Origin of the sequence: Lactiplantibacillus paraplantarum, from assembly GCF_003641145.1 — a bacterium.
Lineage (GTDB): Bacteria > Bacillota > Bacilli > Lactobacillales > Lactobacillaceae > Lactiplantibacillus > Lactiplantibacillus paraplantarum.
Window position 1 is genome coordinate 54,683 of sequence record NZ_CP032745.1, and the last position, 15,999, is coordinate 70,681.

Genomic DNA, 15,999 nt, shown 5'->3' on the forward strand with positions numbered 1-15,999 from the left:
TAATGCGAGGGGGGATTACAAAATGTCAAAACATGCGTATCTAATCATCGCCCATCATCAGTTTGAATTGTTATGTAAACTACTTACCCTGATTGATGATGTGCGAAATGATATATTTATTCACATTGATGGCAAAGCAGATCATGTTCCATATCAAAAAATTAAAGAGAGCGTAGGCAGATCAAAGTTATATTTTACTTCCCGAACACGAGTCAAATGGGGGGGGTATTCACAAATAAAGAGTGAAATCATATTGTTGAAAGCGGCAACGAAACAGCAACATTATGATTATTACCATTTGCTTTCGGGGGCAGATTTACCGCTTGTTAATCAGGATAAAATTCACAATTTCTTTGACCTGAATCAGGGAATGGAATTTGTTCAATTTCAAAAATCAAAAATTAGCGAAATTAAGAAAAGACGAGTTAAGTACTTTTATTTATTTCAAGAACATTTAAAGAAAAAAGCAGGGATATTAGCGCATTTTCAAGAGGTAAGTTTGCGTTTACAAGAGCTGCTTCGAATTAATAGAATTAGTAATACAAATATTGAGTTTCAGATGGGATCGAATTGGTTTAGCATAACGGATAATTTTGCGAAATTAATAGTTGCTAATGAAAAAATGATTAATGAAACTTTCAGATATACAAAGTGTTGTGATGAAATTTTTATTCAAACGATATTAGTTAATTCAAGTTTTAAGAACTATATTTATGAACGGCAATTTTCAGATTCGTTAACGGCTAACCAACGGTTTATACATTGGTCAGATATTGGGCCTCAAGATCTAACTATGAAGGATTTAGATCAAATGTATAGAAGTGGCTGCCTATTTGCTAGGAAGTTTAATTTAGAAAAAGACCGACAGGTAGTTACTGAGATAGAGTCTCGATGCATGACTGACTGATTAGTTAGCTCCTTCATTAAAAGCTTGTTGAGTATGGATGCATGGAGGCGAGACTAATTAATAAAACTATTTCAAACATTTTCTATAACGGTCTTTACCAACTGTTAATTATTGCTATCCCTATTGTAACGGTACCATATGTTGCACGAGTATTGGGTGCTACATTATTAGGTATTAATTCATATGTTTCTTCAATAGGTGTTTTTCTAGGAATTATAGTGACCATGGGAATGTTACAATTAGGATCGAGGGTAATTGCTCAGTCAAGTCGTGAGACGATAATGGACAATTTTTCACGGCTATGGTTTATTCAGCTTTTATCTGGGATTTTGATAATCATAATATATTTAATGGTTGTATTTCTATTTTTACCATACAAATTTTATTTTTTACTGGAAGCACCGATTTTATTGGGATATGTATTAGATGTTTCCTGGTTTTTTACTGGAATCGGTGAAGTAAAAAAAGTCGTATTGAGAAATACCATAGTCCAGGCTGGGTCTTTAATTTTTATTTTCACATTTGTAAAATCTTCGTCAGATTTATGGTTATATGTACTTCTCAACAGTACTCGAATTGTGTTTGCAAATGGTGTATTTTGGGTTACTTTAGTTAAAAAATGGAAATTAAATCTGAAAATATTGGTTCGTAATTTTAATTTGGTGTATTTAAGGGAATCTTTGCTTTTAGTATCTCCACAAATTGCTGTGCAATTATACGCTAGTTTTGATAGTACGTTAGTTGGAATGATAGCAGGACCGTTGCAATTGTCATATTATGATCAGTCACAAAAAACCGCACGAATCGTGGTGGCGGTAATAACATCTGTCAGTACTGTATTAATGCCTAAGATGGCACAATTTGTAAGGCAAAATAATGAAGTTTTGTTAAATAAAGTTTTGAAGATATCACTGGATTATACGCTAATGATTAGTTTGTATTTTACGTTACTATTGATGGCGAATGCAAATGATTTTGTCCCATGGTTTTTTGGTAATGAATTTGCTTCAATGATCGATAATATGTACTTTGTGAGCCCGATTGTTGTGTTTATTTCATATGGAGGTGTTTTAGCAAACCAGTATACCTTGGCTAAGGGACTATACAAGCAGTATGCACTTCCATATTATATTGGTGCTGTGTTTAGTGTTGTGTTAAACATAATTCTAGTCACGCTATTCAAAGCTGACGGGGGAACAGCAACCATCATTATAACGGAACTTTTTGTTTGTGTGTCAAGAGTTATTACAGTGCATAAACATCTTCCGTATAACACACTGTTTTCTGGACAATTAAAAATGATATTTGCGTTTGGACTTGCATTACTTATATCATTGAATCTACCCGTGTTTGCTGATGTGCATTTTCTAGACATGATTGTTGTAAGTTTAATCGTATCTGCGGTCTACTTTGGTGGATTATTTTTGTTAAAGGTTCGATTGGTTTCAGATTTAATGAAACTAGCACGTAACCATTTTGCGAATTAATTGAATTTATAATGTTTTGGTAGATTGCAAATTTAATCCGAATTTTTGGACAAATTTGTCAGCATAACCTGATACGGTGTTTGCCAGTCGAGTATTTTAAGCGGTCGCTGGTTAATTTGGAGTAACGTCGTCGTTAAATCTTGAACACTAATGTGCTCAAAACGAGTCCCTTTAGGATAAAAATAACGTAAATTCCGATTAAAGCGTTCATTACTACCACGTTCAGCTGGCGTATAAGCATGGCAGTAATAGGTCTTAATACCATATTGTGATTCAAGTGATACTAGCCCACTAAACTCAGTGCCACGGTCCACAGTAAAGCTGTGCACCGGACCATTAAAAGTGGTTAGGAACTTAGTTAGTGCTTCATTAACAGTCGCTGTCGTCCGATCTTTTAACCGGTATGCCCAAAGGAACCGTGATTTGCGATCGATTAAAGTTAATAAAACTGCCTTGCTATGCCCACGAGGACCAACGACTGTATCTAGTTCAAAATCGCCGATGCGCTTACGTTGATTAATCATCATGGGACGCTGTTCAATTGATCGCCCCAAAGATTGATTATATTTGGATCGTTGGTCAACGTTACGCCGTTGGCGTACGCCATGTTCAGGTAGATCATTCAAGGAGAAACCAATTCTCCCCTGATTTAGCCAATTATAAATAGACTTAGTCGCTAGTTTAAATTCGTGAGCAATCATTCCTGGTGACCAGCTTAGACGTAAATGGTTGAGAATTTTTTGCTTTAACTCATCGCTCAGCTTAGTTTTCCGACCACATCGTGATCGCTTGTATTCGGCATCTGTTTGTGCTAATTCAGCCTGATAAGGTTGACATCGAGATAATTCATAAGAAATTGTTGACGGTGATCGGTTCAGCCGAACGCCCATTTGGATATTGGACAGCCCTAGTTCACAAAAGGTTTCGATTTTAATTCGTTCGGAATAGGTTATACTAGACAAAAGATCAGCTCCTAAAAGATGGGTTTGTGGTAAACACCATTTTAAAGGAAGCTGATCTTTTTTGTCCGAACAGCGTTCGGATTAATTTTACAATCTACCATTTAGATACAAATTTTTTGACGTTTTGAATATGTGATAATTAAAGTGTTTAAATGGAACGAACCAGGTCACAACTTAACAGTTGTGGCCTCTTTTTTGATACTGTATAATTAAAGGGTTAGAGCCGTGTCATTACTTAATGACATAAGTAAGGAGATAAAAAGATGAAATATGGCTATGCGCGGGTCAGTACCACTGATCAGAAATTAGCAAATCAAATTGAGTTACTAAAATTGGCAGGAGCAGAAAAAATCTTTCAGGAAAAGTTTACCGGCACAACTACTGAACGACCGGAGTTTCAAAAACTGTTGCGCGTTCTAAAAACAGGCGATACTTTGATTGTCACTAAGTTGGATCGGTTTGCGCGGAACACACGCGAGGCCTTAGCCATTATCCAAGAGTTGTTTAAAGAAAATGTCAAAGTTAACATTTTGAATATGGGCTTAATTGACAATACGCCGACTGGCCAACTAGTCTTTACAATATTTAGCGCCTTTGCGCAGTTTGAACGCGATATGATTGTCACGCGCACACAAGAAGGTAAAGTGTATGCCAAGCAACATGATCCGTTGTTTCGGGAAGGGCGACCGAAAACGTATTCTGAGGAACAAATCAGATTTGCCTACGAGTTACGAAAACAAGGCATGACCTATAAAATGATTGAACGAAAGACGGGGATTAGTAAACGCACGCAACAGAGAAGGTTTAAGTTGATTTCATAGATGGTTAAGATGGAGGCGTAGCGTGGATTTTACAGTTGCATTAAGAAGTATAGGAATCAAATAACCAAATCAAACTAGGCGGTAAGTTGCCGATAGAATATCGACAGCTTACCGCCTATAAAAGACAATCATTATTCGCTTGAACTTTTAGGATAGCTTATCATTGTTAGGGTTTTGTAATCTTTGAACATGACTAGTTTGCCGTTTCTAAGCGACTTTTTTCAGTTGACGTTGCTACTAAATGTCGATAGTAATTAGCCATCGTTAAATGATAATATGGTTGTACCCAAATGGCTGCAATCCCAAATGTGACCATTATAAGCAATCCCCAGCCAATAAAACTTATCTGTAACATAAAATATTCCCACTTATGGCCATTCATTAGTGCTCGACTTTTTGAAATAGCATCACGACAACTTATCGATTGTTGTTGATCAATAGCATCACGATAAATATAATAGGCTTGAGAATAAGCTAAGCTTTTAATAATTCCAGGAACAAGTAATAAAAAAGTCCATAAAAAAATCCAAACGAATGACAATAGTGAAATCAAAATACTGCCAATAAAATAATCCCCACGGCTAACAATTGTAAAGGATTTTTTTAGGGGATCTGAAAAAGTTTGCGATTCCCGGAATAAATCAACCAAGACATATGAGATACCTACAATTAAAAATCCCGCTAATAATGATGAAAAAAGGCCAATTGTATCCCAAGAGCCCCAAATAGAACTAACTGAGGGATCCACTACTTGAACATTGACATTATCAGACTTGAAATTAGCTCCTTCGGCAATCAATTCAATGACAAAAACAGGTAAAAATAATAAGAGAAAGAAAACAAAATTTCCATTTAATAAATCTTTAGCTTCTTTCTTCAACTGATAACGGCTCATAATAATTCCTCGCTTCATATTTGATTAATGGTTCTATTATTATACCATGGAAAATTTGACCCCCAAAAGCATATTTATTGGTTTAGTCTCATTTATACTACTTTTGCTAGTAACTAGCACCACGCGTTCTTATTTAAGGCTAAAGTGTTTTTTTAAACAGAGCAAGTATAATTCTGGTAAGGAGGTTGAAATGAAGCGAACAGGGCTGCAACTTTTGGCTTTCAGTAATGAAATTGTTTTATTTACGGGTACCTTAACAGGTTATACACGAAGTGAGGCGCAACAATTAGTGCTTACTGCTGGCGGTCGCGTGCTGAACTACTGTTCATCGGCTGTGACGTTATTGGTGGTTGGGGTAATTGACAAAGGATTGTTTGAACCCCCAACGACGCATAAATTAACTTGGGCCTTGACCCATGAAATTAAAATCATTGGTGAGGCTGAGTTTAAACAATTGATCCAGAATAGTTATTAAGTGGTGTGCTTCTTTGGAAGGACACTTTTTTTATGGGCACTTTGCGCGGTTGGCAGGCGCAGCAAGTATGCTAAGGGGGTGTTGAAACGTTACCGTTGGTTTTAGGGTGCGGTTAGCGGGCTACTAAACGCACCCTAAAATCAATGGCCACCAACTGAAACGCAGTGAAAGGCGGTAGAGTTATGGGCATCAAAAGTATTGGTCACGGTTTAAATCGGCGACGACAAAATAATGCGCCATGGTGGGCGCGTAATATCAAGGCAGTGGTTGGATTCTTAGGATTAGTTTCAGCGATAACCCTCGCGTTCTTTAGTTATGCGACGTGGTTGATTTATTTGCTGTTACAAAGTCTGAAATTGTGGTTCAAGGGATTGATTCAACATGGTCAAGCCTTTCAAGACCCCACGCACTTAGGCTTAACTTGGTCGCGAGTGTTGGATTGGACGAAAGCCTGGCCTGGTAATCAGTTGAATAATCCTTGGTTAATTTGGGGACTTTTGTTAGGCGTTATCGCGTTAAGTTTAAGCTGGTATCGGATTATTCGGTCTTATCAAAGCTATAACGGCTTTGAAAAGGGCGCTGAAACCTTTAGTTCTCCTGATCAATTGAAGAAAGAATATGAGCTAATACCCGATAGAAATAAGAGCTTCCCTGGATATGGTGGAATACCGTTGGTTCATTACAATCGACCAGTTGGTTCACTGATTCAAAGTGCAAGCTATAGTCCTCTTTTCCAAAAGACAAAGAAAAAATTAGCTGAAAGATTCACCCTATTGCCGTCTGGCACATATGGGATTGATCAAACGACGGTTAACAGCTTGATTTATGGGATCACGCGATCGGGGAAAGGCGTAACGGAAGTGGAACCCTTAATTGATATTCTTTCTCGGGCAGAGAAGCAAGCCTCAATGGAAGTTAATGATCCCAAGCTGGAATTATTCACTAAGTCGAAGAGAATGCTAGAAAGACGCGGCTATCGGGTATATGTACTAAATTTGCAAAATATGGCCAAATCGATGTCTTATAACCCACTGCAAGTTGTGGTAGATTACGCTAGAAGAGGGTATTATGATGAAGCCCAACGAGAAGCTAACCGCATCTCTTCAGCTATCTATCAGAGTAATGATGATGGTGGGAATAGTAAATTTTGGAATAATTCTTCAGTAAACTTGTTAAATGCTCTAATTCTTAGTCAGTTGGATATGGCTGTTCGCCATAACTCGTGGAACCGCGTCACGATGAATAATATTTATCGGGAGCTGACGGAATTAGGTGGGCAAGAGATTCAGGACGATGCTGGTTTGTTAACGACCAGGTTATCGTATTACTTCAAAAAGATGGCTCAAATAAAAAATAAAACACAGTTGCAAGAGATGGCATTAGAAGCTTTTCAGCAATCAAATTTTGCAGGTGACGAAACGGCCGGCAATATTTACGCTTCAATGATGGAGGGCATTAAGATTTATCAACAACGTGATATTGCTCAGCTGACTTCCATGAATTCATTAGACTTTCGTACTATGGCCTTTCCACGTAGGCTTAGAGTGGGATTTGGTCAGCAATTGTCACTGCAAACGGTTTACGTTATATTTTATGACGATAAGGGTAACGAGATTGAACAACGCTCTCAAATGATTGATAGGCTGGGATTTCTCGATTTTCCAATCAAAGCAAAATTGCCTCGCAAATATCGAATCAAAATAGATTTCAATCATGATCTAACTGACCCTGAGCTCAGAAAGTATCACTACTGTTATCAAGGTACTATCAAGACCCACAAACGTTCACCTTTAGATAAAGGGTTCAAAGAAGCTGGAAAGGTAACCTTAGAACCCCTTCAATCAGTAATACTAAACGATGAGGAACAACAAATTACATTCGACTATTCTGAACAACCAGTGGCTCTCTTTCTAGGAACACCGCCACACAATCCTTCTTATAACCAACTCGTGTCTTTCGCTATTGACCAAAGTTTTAACCAGATGTATCAAATGGCCTTAGATAATGAAAAAAAGTGTTATACAAGAGTTCATTTTATAATCGATGAGGGTGGGAATTTACCTAAAATTCAAGATCTACCAACAAAATTTTCAATTGGTTTAGGATCAGAGTTGTTATTCGATTGGGTTTTACAAAACAAAGCCCAACTCAGAATCAATTATACGAAAGAAGAAGCTGAGACAATTATTAGCAATTGTGGGAATACCTTGTATATCCTTTCCAAGGATAAGGAAACGGCTCAGGAGATTAGTGATGAAGTGGGCCACACGACTGTCAATGTTATGGGGCACCAGTTACAAGGTAATGTGGCTGAATTGAATGGCCTCAATAGTAATTTAGATGCGGTGCCAGTTATATCGATGGAAGAATTATTACGACTAAGAACTGGAGAAATGGTTGTAGTTCGTTCGACTGCAAGGACGGACCAAAGGGGACGTATCATTCGGGCTAATCCGATATTCGATACCGGCAAGACTAGAATGCCGGCAAGTTGGCAGTTTTTAAATCAAACTTTAGATAACAAGGCAACAATTTATGATATTAATGTTAATACACCACATAAACGACTTATGCTAAAATCCCTGCAATATGACTATGCTAGTGATGAAAATGACAGTGAGCTAAATCAAATGATTCAGTTGGCTAATGAAGCCCCAACTCGTTCAGCACAAGTGATAACTGAGCCAGCGACGACAGCTAGCGAAGAACTTAGACAGCAATTGGCGCAAGAGAAGGATTGGGGCGCCTTGCAAAAACAGTTAATGGCTTGTGTTGACTATCAGTCATCAGCATATGGTGAAATTAGGGATTTGGCAGTTGATGCAGTCGCTAGCTATGTATTGGCCCATTTAAAGCTATACGAAAAATGTATTCGTAAAAGGGTGAGCTAGCCGTAATCATTAATCAGTAAGATCACTGACCGGTAGGTTAGTGATCCTTTTTGGTGTTGGTAGAAGTCATCGCTGCTTCACCGGAGTTGTTAGGCTAGTGCTATCAACGATAAGGAGCTGACTAAAATGATGATTGATAAAACGGCAGTTGCCGGTAGTGAGTTACCAGTATTGGCGACGAAAGCCGATCTGAAATATTTAGACGAAGTTGGTAGTCAAGGGCAATATCGACAAGTTGCTTGGATCAAAAGCACAACGGGGACTTTTGTGCCGTTATATGGTATCGGCGATGACTTAGTCCGGCTTGATGGGCAAACGGAATTTCCAGATCAGGAGGCGTTGTAAATGGCAAACAAAAGTCGAACTGAAATTCAGGCTGGGAAGCAACAGCTCGTTCATCAGGCTGAAATAAAACTCCAAGCACTAACCACTAGCACGAACTTTAAGGCCTATTTAAAAACGATGGCCAAGTTCCACCACTATAGCTTACGCAATATTAATTTGATTTATGCCCAAGATCCCCAGGCAACCCAAGTGGCGGGTTTTAAACAATGGCAAAAAGATTTTAGCCGTCAGGTGACTAAAGGCGCTAAAGCCATTCGGATTGCGGCGCCCATTACCAAACGGTTGACACCAGAACAACAAAGGCAGTTAGGAACTAAACGCGATCAGGCCATCGTGGGTTATCGGTATTTACCGGTCTTTGATGTGCGGCACACTACCGGTAAGCAGATACCGCAAACGCAAGATTTTATCAAACCAGAGCTAGGAGAACACGCGAATGTGACGCCACTTTATCAAGCCTTTAAGACCTACCTTAACGAAACGACGAATTTAACTGTAACGGAGCGACCAATGACTGAAAATCAAGCTCGGGGTTACTTTGCCCCCCAAACCAATGAAATTGTGATTGATAGTCAGGAGTTGGATCAAGGTATGCGACTAAAGACGTTGTATCATGAATATGCCCATAGTCAATTACATGGACTAACATCAGCCTTTAAAGATCGACCGCGCGGCTATCAGGAAGCACAGGCGGAGGCCGTGGCTTATGTGGCCATGCAAAATATCGGTATTGATACGGGTGATTACTCATTAGGGTATGTGGCAACTTGGGCTAAAGATCAAACGGTGATTCATCAAGCGCTCAGTGAGATTAAACAAGTTAGTAATAAAACGATTGAAATTAGTGATGAGCTGGTGCAGGACTTGCGGCGTGAGCAGCGTATGGGGCGGCCACAGAATGAAGAGTTAAGACAAGAGGTTGTCCCGGAATTTCCAGTATGGAAACCTGAAATGGGTTTGGCTGCGAGTGAACAGATTGTCCAGCAGAAAAAGGATTATTGGAAAGGTGTATTTGAGCGTAGCAGAGGCCGTGGATTCGAAGTAAACGACCTAGATAATCATACTCGTATTACTTTGACAAAAAGCGCTAGGACAGGTGTGGATTGGCAATTAACCCAATATGATAGCAATGGCCCGTACGGACATACAGACATTGTGGGAAACTTAGATCAGCCGAAGGTTCAAGACAAAATAATGAGTCACCTCATTTATCAGAGCGGGTACGTGGTGAAGTATTCTGATAGTGCGATGGATAAAGATCTAAACAAGACGGAAGCAACATATCGGCCAGTTAGTAGTTTACAGGAAATGAACGAAGGGTTGATTGAGACACCGACAGTGATAGAAAAAATTAAGTCTAGTCAGGCCCCTTTCGTTAAAGAGATTGCGTCTAAGGCTGAGTTTGCTCAATTCTACGACTATGACGAAGTGGGACATGAATATTCAGCCTATCGGACGAAAGAGGGTGATACCTTTTACGAAGGTGGCGCAGAAGATTATGTTGAGAAAGACGACCTGAAAGATCTATTGACCAGATCTTTGAACGAAAATGAAATAACGATTGAAAACGTAGTTGGACCGAAGTTAGCAACGAAACTTACTGATAAGACGCAGCGGTTTGTGAATGAGCATCTCACAAACGACGGTTTAAAACAACAAGTTAATGGCCTAAAGCGGCTACAAAAGACGGTAAATCCTGAACAAATTGCTAAGGTGAATAATAGCTTGCGGTTGGCTAATCATGAAGCAAGACGTCGGGGCTTGAATCTAGGCCCAGTTAAAGCTGCTCAACGTAATACAATATCACGATAATGTATACTAGGTTAGTATACAAGCCAGCTTAGGTTTGGTAAGCTAATATTAAGGGGGAACGTAATGATGAAAGAAAATGGTAAAGAAGTGCCACAAGCGGTCAAAGGGTGGAATTGGGGCGCATTTATGTACAGTATTTTTTGGGGCATTGGCAATAAAACCTATTTGCCGTTATTAACGTTAATTCCAATTTTTAATATCGTTTGGGTTTTTGTGGTTGGTTTTAAGGGGAATGAATGGGCCTGGCAAAAAGGTGATTATCAAGATGTCGAGACATTCAAGGCCGTGCAAGCGACTTGAAACCGAGCAGGAATAGTCCAATTTATTATTTCGATTGCTATTTTTGTCCTATATATGTTTTTCTTTGCTTCTTTAGTGGCCAATATCTAAACGGTAATTACTAGCACAAGCACTTATTCAAATAAAGACCACCAAGGTTCGGCATTAGCGCCTTGGTGGTCTTTATTGATTGCCAGTCCAGTTAGTTGAGCGCACTAATTCGATGTGCTGAATATCATTAATATTGATAAATTGGTGGTTGGCAAGCACAATAGTAGCCCCATTATAGCCCAGTATTGGGGTTGTGATGGTCGCAAAGTGTTGATTATTATGATCAACGGTGTTTAATTGTAAGTTGACTGGTTGGTTCTGGGTGTAAGCTGTTGACAAGATTTGACCAACGATACTTAAAGACTGTTGTGGCTTGGGTGGATATTGTTGTTTATCTTGGATCTTCTGTTGGTTTAAAGCGGCAGTATGATCAGATAAGTAAAAGCCTTGCCATTTCATTAGGCCACGATCATGGTAATCGTGCTCAAAGAAGCGCTTAACAATGCCGAGGTCAAACTCCTTTTCATTCAAGCCCCTGCCGCCTCTTTTGAATAATTTTTTGACTTTGCGGCCAAACTTGACCCGTAAAGCCAATAAATTCAATCGTTAATTTAGTCTGTTGCCGCAACGCTTTTAGTAAGTTTTCTAAGTCATTGAGATTATAATTAGTGAGTTTGTGTAAAGGCATTGACCGTAGTCGTTCATTAGCTCGCTGGCTGTTGAAGAATACGTTGTAAGTGTAATCGTACGGGTCATTGGCAATTACTAGCCAATAACGGGTTCGACTAGTCGGTTTAAACAACAAGGCTAAGCGACTCGTGATAATATCTAAATCTTTATTCATAACTATTTCCTCCATTATGACCCCCGACCAAAGCAGCCCGTTCAATAGCGGTACCACCGGGCAATAGACTGGTGGCATAGACGAGTTTGGTGAAGCCAAAGCGTCGGTGAATTTCATCAATAACTTGGTTTAGCTTACTATGTTGAATTTGGTTAAGCGGGGATTCGAATAAATTAAGTTGCTGCCCGGCGTCAGGACTGAGCTTACTACTATAAACGCCAATATTACGGACAGCCTGGCCGTCCCAGTTCTTACGAAATAACCACAATAATTGTTGCGTTAAAGCTTGGTTATCATTAGTCGGTTCAATTTTCAAAGCCTGGTGAAAGCCACTGCGGCCATCGGTTTCAGCCGCAGCATAAGAAAAACCAATGCTTAGTGATAAACACCCTGCTAGTTTATGGTGGTGACGAAGCCGCGCCGCAACTTGTTCACCAATCTCTTTAATGACCGTTTCAATCTCGTTTTGTGTCAAGTAGTCACGCGGGAGAACTTGTGAGTTACCAAGACTAGCTTCCTTAGTTTTGATTGGTTCAGTTAACTGGGTCCGGTCAACGCCCCAGGCGGTGGCAAACAATTGGCTCCCAATCACCCCGAGATTCTGTTTGAGTAAATAAGGGTTAGTATGGGCTAACTCATACATATTGTGAATTTGAAGGCGGTTCAAACGTTTCGCCATACGGGGGCCAATGCCCCAAACGTCCGTTAATTCGTTAATTGACCAAATCTTATCCGGCACAGTTTCATAATGGATTTCACCAATCAATTCATGATTGTGTTTAGCGTAGTTATCTAGGGCTAGTTTGGCTTGCACCGGATTGTCGCCAATACCCACAGTGGTGTATAAACCGAGCTGTTGGCGGATCGTTTTTTGAATTAACCGCGCCACTTCACGGATAGAATTGCCAAAAAGCCGCCATGAATGGGTCATATCCAAAATACTTTCATCAATTGAATAGGGCCAAACCTCTTTTTCACTCGCAAATTGATGAAAAATATGATTAATTTGCAAATTACGTTGAATATAGAGATTCATGCGCGGCGGCACGACCCAGAGTCTAGGGTCATTGGGCAAGTCACGTTTGCGTGAGACATTGGCTTTAAGATGAAATAACTGCTTAGCCTCGGGTGAAGTGGCTAAGATGAGCCCACCATTGGTGTTTTCAGCTTCACTAAGAACGACTAGTGGGACTTTTAAAGGATTAAGACCACGGGCAACGGCTTCACAGCTGCTATAAAAGGACTTGTTATCAATTAAAAAGAACACGCCATGCGGTTCTTGATCAAAAAACATAAGCTCACCTTCTCAATAATTTACGTTTATTTTACCACAATGGGGAACATATGTTCACGAAAGCGATATAATAAATACATAAAATGTATGGGCAGGTCGTCGAGAACTTGTATGGAAAACTGCATACTCAAGTGAAAGCTAATCGATTTACTCCAGCAGAGAAGTGAGTTAAATTTATCAAAGAAAATGAGGTCCTTGACGGTATGGAAGAGTCCATGATTGAGTTGGAGTTTTAGGGAAACACATTGAGATTAAACGCCAAAGATACTAAAGTACCATACTACTTTAGTACTGTGAATATTAATTATGGGTGACGAATTGTCAAATCAAGTGTAACTTTTTACCGAAGAAAACTTCAGACGGTGTCTTCCAGACTAAGACCTTACGGGGTCGATTATTTAAATCCCTGACAAACTTCGCGATATCTTGATCGGTCAGTTCATCAAGGTCAGTTCCTTTGGGAAAATACTCTCGGATGAGACCATTGGTATTTTCGTTGGTCCCACGTTGTTGTGGTGCGTGCGGATCTGGAAAATAGACTGAGATACCAAGCTCTTTACCGACTTCACGATAACCCGCAAACTCTGTACCTCGGTCTGGTGTAAGCGTACGAACGCGTTTAGGTGTGACTGTATGCAGGAGGTCGATCATCGCTTGGGTCACATTCTTGGCATTCACTTTGGGTACACGCTCAGACAGAAGGTATCGTGACTTACGGTCGACCAGTGACACTAAACCCGAACGCCCGATCTTGCCGCGAACGGTATCGCCTTCCCAATGGCCAAAACGAGTCCGATTCTCACATGAGACTGGTCGTTCATGGACTGATGGGACATTATTAAAACGGCCACGTCGTTCGTTGACAGTTCCTTTAACCTTACGAGTTTTCCCACGATGTCGTAACTTTCGAGCGAATCCTCGAGCCCCATGACTTTTACGTTTAACGCCTAAATTATTTCGTTCAATTCCGCGATAAATCGTGTTGTAGCTGATATGCCAATTACTGTTCTCTAAAGATAAACGACCGGCGATTTGCTCGGGTGACCATTGCCGTTGAAGAATGCAGTGAAGGACAAAGTCGCGTAGCTTTAAATTCTCCAGTACCCTGAGGCGACGACTCTTTAATCGGCGCTGTTGATAGTTCTGCTGGGCTTTTACGGCAGAATAGGCACCCCGACCGCCGTTGCGTTTAATTTCTCGTGACACAGTGGCTTTGGAACAACCGATTTGATCGGCAATAACCTGGTAAGTATGGTGTAAAGTTACACCTAACAGTATGCATTCGCGGTCTTTTAAGGTAAGATGTGTATATGGACTCATAGCCTAAGAACTCCTTTAGATGATTGTTATGGTGACTTCATTCTACAGGACTCAGGCTAGGAGTCTATTTTTATTTTCTTACTTGTTGCACTTCAATTGTAAATTCGTCGTGTAAAAAAAAGCCACTTTTTAAAGTGACTTTTTTTAACAAGTAACAAGTAACAAGTAACAAGTAACAAGTAACAAGTAACAAGTAACAAGTAACAAGTAACAAGTAACAAGTAACTTGTTACTTGTTACTAAGCCCTAAAGCACTTATCCCAGCTTCTAGAATAGTGTCCAATACATCTACTTTAGTTTTTTTCTGTTTATACGCAACTTCATTTATGAGTTCATACTTGCTCTCTTTGACTCTAAGAGGTTTTGTTTTTTCTTCTTTAGCAAATGGGCTTGTTTTACTTTCCAGCCTTTCTTTTGCATGAATCTGATTGAGAAGACTTTTCTTTTCAGGCATTTTTATTTCTCCATTCGTGTCAATGCTTCATCTAAAACTACTTTGTACATGTGCAGTACTCGCTTGTCCCAAAGGTCATTATTTTTAATACCACTTCTACCAAATCTTTTAACGCGTTCTCTTTGATAGATATTTTCATGGAACAATGCTGGGCCAAGTGATTCTGAAGCGTCTTTGATAATTTCTTGATCAACGCGACCGTCTATCTTCACAAGATATTGAATTATGCCAAGTAAATCGAAGTGTGATTCGTACTCGGTCAAGTCTTGAAGATAGCTAATAAATTTTAATGTACTAGAATATGCTTGTTCCTGTGTTTGCAGTACACCTATAATGTAATCCGAAGCTAAAACAGCGTTATTGACAAAGTTTGATAAAGTTGGTGGTATATCGATTAAAACAAAGTCATAATCATTCTTTATATTACTTAGAAGTTTATCAAGAAGGTATTTACGCTCATCTTTTCTATACTCTTCTAGCATATCTGGGAATGCGGATAGTGACCAATCACTGACTAACATATCAAAGTAGTCAGTAAATTTTGTCACAGACTGAGACAGGTCAAATAATTTTAGTCCATTCATAAATTCATTTTTGGGTTTGCTAATGATCTTTGGGTATGTTTTCTTCATAATTTCACTAGCGTTACCTTGAGGATCAAAATCTACTAATAATACTTTTCTTTTAGTTTCAGCTAATAAATAGGAAAAAAGACAACTAGTTGTAGTTTTTCCAACCCCACCCTTGAAATTACCGATTGTTATTACTTTAGTCATGAAGCCACCTCTTTCAATAACCTAAATATAATACAAAAAGGCGATTTTGTAAACATATTTTTGTAACAAGTTACTTGTAACATGTAACAAGTAACTTGTTACAAAAACAGTGATATTTCTTTTGTATTAAGGTTGCTTTAATTTGTAACTATGTTATATTTAGGTTAACAAAAAAGAGCGTCGATCAAGGAGTTATTTCCAGTAACTCTCTGATCAGCAAACCAAGTACCGGGATACTTGATCGCCTTTAACGCTCGTCTTTATAGATGGCTAGCTAGGATATGAACTACTAAAAGTAGTCAACTCTAGTTGCCTGATAGGAATATTATACTAAACCTATTAGGATTATGCCAGTCGAAAAGTCGAGTTAAACGCATACATAGGTT

14 protein-coding genes and 2 pseudogenes are annotated in these 15,999 nt (G+C 39.3%); 8 read left to right on the forward strand and 8 right to left on the reverse strand.

Annotated features, from left to right (window positions below; translation table 11 throughout):
• The first annotated feature begins 22 nt into the window (after nt 1-22).
• Nucleotides 23-907: a beta-1,6-N-acetylglucosaminyltransferase gene (locus tag LP667_RS15635; protein WP_056988647.1), complete on the forward strand. Its 885-nt coding sequence runs from the start codon at nt 23-25 to the stop codon at nt 905-907.
• Nucleotides 908-948: 41 nt separating this feature from the next.
• Entirely contained in the window at nt 949-2,394 is a 1,446-nt protein-coding gene (locus LP667_RS15640) for an oligosaccharide flippase family protein (protein WP_082618946.1), read from the forward strand.
• 32 nt (nt 2,395-2,426) lie between these two features.
• Here LP667_RS15640 and LP667_RS15645 read toward each other — a convergent pair whose 3' ends face one another.
• The gene (locus LP667_RS15645) at nt 2,427-3,356 is read right to left on the reverse strand and encodes an IS30-like element ISLpl1 family transposase (RefSeq protein ID WP_121018946.1); all 930 of its coding nucleotides are present in this window, start codon (nt 3,354-3,356) and stop codon (nt 2,427-2,429) included.
• Nucleotides 3,357-3,619: 263 nt separating this feature from the next.
• Here LP667_RS15645 and LP667_RS15655 point away from each other — a divergent pair, with 263 nt between their 5' ends.
• Complete coding sequence (locus tag LP667_RS15655) at nt 3,620-4,177, forward strand: recombinase family protein (RefSeq protein ID WP_105923007.1); 558 nt, start codon at nt 3,620-3,622, stop codon at nt 4,175-4,177.
• A 193-nt stretch (nt 4,178-4,370) separates the two neighbouring features.
• Here the strand turns inward: LP667_RS15655 and LP667_RS15660 are convergent, their stop codons facing one another.
• Nucleotides 4,371-5,090 carry a DUF975 family protein gene (locus tag LP667_RS15660; RefSeq protein WP_244926174.1) on the reverse strand — a complete coding sequence of 240 codons (720 nt, stop codon included), beginning with the start codon at nt 5,088-5,090 and terminating at the stop codon, nt 4,371-4,373.
• Between the two features lie 172 nt (nt 5,091-5,262).
• Between LP667_RS15660 and LP667_RS15665 the strand changes: the two genes are divergently transcribed.
• From LP667_RS15665 to LP667_RS15685, 5 genes and pseudogenes are all read left to right on the forward strand, one after another.
• Complete coding sequence (locus LP667_RS15665; protein ID WP_056988660.1) at nt 5,263-5,547, forward strand: BRCT domain-containing protein; 285 nt, start codon at nt 5,263-5,265, stop codon at nt 5,545-5,547.
• A gap of 371 nt (nt 5,548-5,918) precedes the next feature.
• On the forward strand, nt 5,919-8,438 hold the full coding sequence (locus LP667_RS15670; RefSeq protein ID WP_225428803.1) for a VirD4-like conjugal transfer protein, CD1115 family: 2,520 nt from the start codon (nt 5,919-5,921) through the stop codon (nt 8,436-8,438).
• Between the two features lie 126 nt (nt 8,439-8,564).
• Nucleotides 8,565-8,783: a hypothetical protein gene (locus tag LP667_RS15675; RefSeq protein WP_056988664.1), complete on the forward strand. Its 219-nt coding sequence runs from the start codon at nt 8,565-8,567 to the stop codon at nt 8,781-8,783.
• A pseudogene (locus LP667_RS17175) lies at nt 8,784-9,686 on the forward strand (ArdC-like ssDNA-binding domain-containing protein); the annotation flags it as partial. It abuts the gene before it with no gap.
• A 975-nt stretch (nt 9,687-10,661) separates the two neighbouring features.
• Nucleotides 10,662-10,985, forward strand: a pseudogene (locus tag LP667_RS15685) (ribonuclease G).
• A 72-nt stretch (nt 10,986-11,057) separates the two neighbouring features.
• Here LP667_RS15685 and LP667_RS15690 read toward each other — a convergent pair.
• The 6 genes from LP667_RS15690 to LP667_RS15715 form a co-directional block, all read right to left on the reverse strand.
• On the reverse strand, nt 11,058-11,456 hold the full coding sequence (locus LP667_RS15690) for a hypothetical protein (protein ID WP_046041500.1): 399 nt from the start codon (nt 11,454-11,456) through the stop codon (nt 11,058-11,060).
• A complete protein-coding gene (locus tag LP667_RS15695) occupies nt 11,449-11,769 on the reverse strand; it encodes an acetyl-CoA carboxylase (RefSeq protein WP_121018948.1) in 321 nt (106 codons plus the stop codon). Before LP667_RS15695 ends, LP667_RS15690 begins: the two co-directional genes overlap by 8 nt.
• Nucleotides 11,762-13,063, reverse strand: coding sequence for a Y-family DNA polymerase (locus LP667_RS15700; protein ID WP_056988790.1), 1,302 nt, complete (start codon nt 13,061-13,063; stop codon nt 11,762-11,764). The genes LP667_RS15695 and LP667_RS15700 overlap by 8 nt, the downstream gene beginning before the upstream one ends.
• Before the next feature lie 321 nt (nt 13,064-13,384).
• Nucleotides 13,385-14,383 (reverse strand): IS30 family transposase, encoded by a 999-nt coding sequence (locus LP667_RS15705; protein ID WP_012490951.1) that lies wholly within the window; start codon nt 14,381-14,383, stop codon nt 13,385-13,387.
• 229 nt (nt 14,384-14,612) lie between these two features.
• The gene (locus tag LP667_RS15710; RefSeq protein WP_056988833.1) at nt 14,613-14,837 is read right to left on the reverse strand and encodes a hypothetical protein; all 225 of its coding nucleotides are present in this window, start codon (nt 14,835-14,837) and stop codon (nt 14,613-14,615) included.
• A 2-nt stretch (nt 14,838-14,839) separates the two neighbouring features.
• On the reverse strand, nt 14,840-15,613 hold the full coding sequence (locus LP667_RS15715) for a ParA family protein (protein WP_056988831.1): 774 nt from the start codon (nt 15,611-15,613) through the stop codon (nt 14,840-14,842).
• Nucleotides 15,614-15,999 lie beyond the last annotated feature (386 nt).

What these genes read in the sequence shown, in the direction of transcription:
- LP667_RS15665 (WP_056988660.1), top strand. Translation starts at nt 5,263, where the DNA reads ATGAAGCGAACAGGGCTGCAACTTTTGGCTTTCAGTAATGAAATTGTT.
- LP667_RS15715 (WP_056988831.1), bottom strand. Translation starts at nt 15,613, where the DNA reads ATGACTAAAGTAATAACAATCGGTAATTTCAAGGGTGGGGTTGGAAAA.
- LP667_RS15675 (WP_056988664.1), top strand. Translation starts at nt 8,565, where the DNA reads ATGATGATTGATAAAACGGCAGTTGCCGGTAGTGAGTTACCAGTATTG.
- LP667_RS15700 (WP_056988790.1), bottom strand. Translation starts at nt 13,063, where the DNA reads ATGTTTTTTGATCAAGAACCGCATGGCGTGTTCTTTTTAATTGATAAC.
- LP667_RS15695 (WP_121018948.1), bottom strand. Translation starts at nt 11,769, where the DNA reads ATGAATAAAGATTTAGATATTATCACGAGTCGCTTAGCCTTGTTGTTT.
- LP667_RS15710 (WP_056988833.1), bottom strand. Translation starts at nt 14,837, where the DNA reads ATGCCTGAAAAGAAAAGTCTTCTCAATCAGATTCATGCAAAAGAAAGG.
- LP667_RS15660 (WP_244926174.1), bottom strand. Translation starts at nt 5,090, where the DNA reads ATGAAGCGAGGAATTATTATGAGCCGTTATCAGTTGAAGAAAGAAGCT.
- LP667_RS15705 (WP_012490951.1), bottom strand. Translation starts at nt 14,383, where the DNA reads ATGAGTCCATATACACATCTTACCTTAAAAGACCGCGAATGCATACTG.
- LP667_RS15635 (WP_056988647.1), top strand. Translation starts at nt 23, where the DNA reads ATGTCAAAACATGCGTATCTAATCATCGCCCATCATCAGTTTGAATTG.
- LP667_RS15655 (WP_105923007.1), top strand. Translation starts at nt 3,620, where the DNA reads ATGAAATATGGCTATGCGCGGGTCAGTACCACTGATCAGAAATTAGCA.
- LP667_RS15640 (WP_082618946.1), top strand. Translation starts at nt 949, where the DNA reads ATGGAGGCGAGACTAATTAATAAAACTATTTCAAACATTTTCTATAAC.